General features: G+C 41.7%; 3 protein-coding genes and 1 pseudogene. 2 read left to right on the top strand and 2 right to left on the bottom strand.

Annotated features, from left to right (window positions below; genetic code table 11):
* Positions 1-876: pseudogene (locus V7D75_RS05165) on the bottom strand (hypothetical protein); the annotation flags it as partial.
* Between the two features lie 270 nt (positions 877-1146).
* Here V7D75_RS05165 and V7D75_RS05160 point away from each other — a divergent pair.
* Positions 1147-1926, top strand: a complete 780-nt coding sequence (locus V7D75_RS05160) for a hypothetical protein (RefSeq protein ID WP_333613689.1) — start codon at positions 1147-1149, stop codon at positions 1924-1926.
* A 227-nt stretch (positions 1927-2153) separates the two neighbouring features.
* On the top strand, positions 2154-3257 hold the full coding sequence (locus V7D75_RS05155; protein ID WP_333613688.1) for an alkene reductase: 1104 nt from the start codon (positions 2154-2156) through the stop codon (positions 3255-3257).
* A 114-nt stretch (positions 3258-3371) separates the two neighbouring features.
* Here V7D75_RS05155 and V7D75_RS05150 read toward each other — a convergent pair whose 3' ends face one another.
* Complete coding sequence (locus tag V7D75_RS05150) at positions 3372-4364, bottom strand: pirin family protein (RefSeq protein WP_333613687.1); 993 nt, start codon at positions 4362-4364, stop codon at positions 3372-3374.
* Positions 4365-4511: the final 147 nt, after the last annotated feature.

The raw sequence follows: 4511 nt of genomic DNA, 5'->3' as shown, positions 1-4511 counted from the left end.
AATCATCGTCTGCTTACAGTCTGGTTCCAGAAACTCGCGAATGTCATCATCCGTCCATCTTGTATTGTCTGAACCAAAAAACAGAGCATAACGATATAAATCTAATAAAATCTTGGCGTCTTTCACCGCGTAACCATTTGGATAACGCGTTATATAATCTTCCCAAAACTGTGCGCGCTCAACCAACTCTGCAAACGAGGTCGTAATGGCGGCATCGCTCCAAAAGATTTCTTGATTATCCTTTGCCATCCGCTGAATGAATGCTTTTTGGTCAGGACGTAGATAAGGGGTAAAGATATCTGCCATGGCTTTCAAATCATGACTAAAGGCATAGTAACCTTCGCCTAAATTATAAACTCTCACATCGGCATCATTTTGGATGAGACCAATCAAGTAGCGTGTGCGCGCACTCATTTTTTGTAGTTTTTCTTCGGGCACTTTTTCGTTCCATTCTAAGGCGTACATAACATCATAGTAATCTTCATCAAAATCCGTTTCATTGATTGCAGCATCATCCCACAAAAAACGCTCATACATCGCTTGATAGTCTTTTAGTAAATTCAATACTTCGGCATTACTGGCCGTTGGCAAACAGGCTTTTAGTTGTTTTTGAATGGCGTAAATCGCTTCAATTTTGCTAGTGTCATCTACCTTTTTCATAGACTTACTTAACTCTAAACAATTTTTGGCGTCTAGCGCTGAGTCTGTTGCGGTAGTCGTTTTGGTTGCTGACTTTTCTAAGGGCATCGGTGTATTGAATTGTTCTGTATTCTTTGCCTCACTTGATTCAGATGACGTATCGGATTTGGGTTGGCATGCGCTCATACCTAAAAGAAAACTTAACCCTATTGCCAGCGCTAATATGGTTTTTTGCATGAAATGCTTCCTTTAAATGATTAACAAGCTACTAAAAAGGGACTGTCTAAGCATATTGGGAATGAATCTTTCGTTCATATATAACAATGCAGTTAGAGTTTTAACTGTCATTTAGAAATACTTATATGTTGGCTTAAATGGATTGTTTCATAAAATATAAACCATCTTTTCACAGATTACCTTTTTTATTAGCCGAATTATGTGGATTTATAATGTAATTAACGTACATAATAAATGAGTGTGCTAATATTAAAAATTTTAAGGAAAGTTATGCTAGAGGCGATTTTGGGATGGTTTCACAGCTTGTATATCCATTTAGGTCTCACACTAGGGTTTATCGATGATAGTCCTGAGTTTGCCAATTTTCAAATTACTAGAGTGAGTTTTAGTCCTTCAACATCTGCTAAGGTAATGGTAGGAGATGAGATTAAAGTCAATATTTTTTATAAAAGCAATCTCAAAGGAAAACTGGTACAGATCTGGGCACATGCTGATACTGAAGGGATGGGTGGAACTTATGATCCGTCTGGTTTTGAATCTGGCAGCGGGGTTGTATCACGTTGTTTTACAGTGTCAAATGAGGGGATGCTGGATAGTGTCGCTATTCATGTCATGCATTATAGTGGTCAAGATATACTATATGAAACTAGAGCGGTAAATTATAACCTGATACCCAATCCAGAGAGAGCGGTGTTAAAAGAGGATGGAAAAGGGTCAAAAGTACGTATAAAAGAAATAAAGGTCAATAGAATGACCATAAGACCCAACGCTCAAGTGCGCATCGGTGAATCAATTGATGTAGTTATTGACTATCGAAACACTGCTGATCACGAGACGATGGTTTGGGCAACTGCAACCATGGATCACGAAGCACCGGGTAGATATGACTCTGGAGAAATGCCTAAAAATAAAACAATTGGCACAATTACTAAGAGCTTTAAATTTCATCAGCCAACAAGGATTAATGGTATTTATGTGCATATGGTCAATGTCACTCATGAAACTATCGCTGAACAGTGGCTTGATTTTCCAATTGAATTTATTAATTAAAAATGGTTTTTCTATTAATGTGCAGTTAGTGATGCCTGTTTGTATGATGTTGTAGAACCCTCTCATTTATGCTGGTGTTTTTGTTTGTAAATATTGCTTGGAATCACGGTATCTACCCTTATAAAGAACTCGGCTGATAAATGGCTGTCTTAACAATTAGCCTGGCTATTTATCAATGCTCAATAACTTTTATAAATCTATTTTTATAACAACAAACAAGGCTCCTCATGGCACACGATACCTTATTCGAACCCGTAAAAATGGGCACTCAAACTCTAAAAAATCGCATCATTATGGCTCCCTTAACCCGCTTACGTGCGGTCGAGCCGGGCGATGTTCCTACGGCACTAGCCAGTGAATATTATGCCCAGCGTAGTGGCGCAGGATTGGTCATTACCGAAGCAACGCAGGTTTCTTTTCAAGCAAAAGGCTATGCAGGCGCGCCTGGTATTCATACCGAAGATCAGACGACGGCATGGAAAACCATCGTTGATAATGTCCATGCTAAAGGCGGTAAGATTGTCGTGCAGCTATGGCACACCGGTTTGGTCTCACATGAAAGCGTCCAGCCGGAAGGCAAGGCGCCTATTTCAGCGTCTGATGTTCATGTGGGCGTGCGCACGACATTGCGTGACAGTAATAATCAACCGATACGCGTTGAATCTACAACCCCGCGTCCAGCCACGCTTGAGGAAGTAAAGCAAGTTATCGCTGACTTTGGGCTTGCGACTAAAAATGCCAAACAAGCAGGGTTTGATGGCGTAGAGATTCATGGCGCGCATGGTTATCTGTTGCATCAGTTTTGGGTTGAGCAAACCAACCAACGTGATGATGAATATGGCGGTAGCCGCGAAAACCGTGCGCGTTTGACCCTTGATGTTATCGATGCTTGCGTGGCTGCATGGGACGCTGACCATGTTGGTATTCGCGTGTCACCGCTTGGTACCTTTAATAATGTCGAAGCAGGCTACCATGAAGACGAAAATATTTGGCTTATTGAGCAAATCAATAAGCGCGGGCTGATGTATCTGCATCTATCTGAGCCTGATTGGGCAGGTGGTACGCCTTATAGCACAGAATTCCGTCAGCGCGTTCGTGACGCTTTTGGGCAAATGATTATTGCTGCGGGTGGTTATACCCCTGAAAAAGCCGAGCAAAATATTAAGGATGGCTATATCGATGCCGTGGCTTTTGGCCGTGATTATATTGCCAATCCGGACTTAGCAGAGCGTATTCGCGAAGGCGCGCCGCTCAATGAGCAACATCCACAAAGCTTTTATGGCGGCGGTACAGAAGGCTATACCGATTATCCTTTTTTAAAACAGGCTTAAATATTATCGGATAGCCATTTTAAATTGGCTTTATCGATTAAAATAAAGCGATAATGAATAAAAAGCCACCTTGCTAACAACAGTAAGGTGGCTTTTTTAATGGGTAATATTTAGCTATTTACCAAAGTTACCCGTTTGATAATCACGAAAGGTTTGGTGCAGCTCTGCTTGGGTATTCATGACAAACGGACCATAGCCTGCCACTGGTTCGCCGATCGGCTCACCGCTTAACAGCAACAATTTAACTATGCTTGACGATGGCTTATCACCAGAAAGCTTATCATTAGCTAGCTTGGGGTACGTCAACTTAATACTATCGCTTACCTGCGTTGCTGATTGTTCATTAGCAGAGTCAATAGCGATATCAGTATCAGTCGGGGCTGTAAACTGAATCAGACTGCCTGCACTTACTGACTTATCATTAACCAGTAGCGTGCCTTCTTGTACCAATATCATGATATTATGGCTGTTTGGTACTTTTAGCGTCGTTGAGCCAGCGCTATGTAAGGCAATATCCCACATATTGATTGACGTAAAGGTACTTGCCGCGCCTGTCGTATTTTGCCATTTGCCTGCAATAATCCTCGCTTGACCAATAGCATGTCCATTTTCACTATTGCTTAAATCAACGATAGGCAAATCAGCGCGTTTTAGCGTTTGATATTTAGGCGCAGTCAGCTTATGGGCGCTTGGCAAATTGACCCATAATTGCACCATGCTAAAAAGTCCACCACGGCGGCTAAAGTCGGGCGAGTGGAATTCTTCGTGCATGATGCCGCGCCCTGCGGTCATCCATTGCACATCGCCTTCTTTGATGATGCCACAACCGCCAGCCGAATCGGCATGGCTAATCTCGCCGGCGTAGGCAATCGTCACCGTCTCAAAACCTTTATGCGGATGCTGTCCGATACCGTGCGGCTCTTTCTCATGGTTTGGATTTGGCGCAAAGGTGGTCGGCTGACCATAGTCCAATAATAAAAACGGATCGGTATGCTGATAATTAAAATCAGCTTCGTTATCTAAATGATTAAACAAAGTTTTGACATAAAAACCATCGCCGACCCAATGCGGTGCTTTATCATTATGAATATGTTTGATGGCGCGCATTGAGTACCTCGTCAGCCTAACTGTATTAAAGAATACTTATTTATTTCACCGTCTTTCTTTAATAGGAATGAAATGCCTACTCTTAAGTAATTCTAAATCTATAAGGGTTTATATGGTGGTTAAATTCAACATAGTCAAATATTTAGT

It is taken from the genome of Psychrobacter sp. (assembly GCF_036731945.1).
Classification (GTDB): domain Bacteria; phylum Pseudomonadota; class Gammaproteobacteria; order Pseudomonadales; family Moraxellaceae; genus Psychrobacter.
This window is presented reverse-complemented; position numbering and strand designations above follow the sequence as displayed.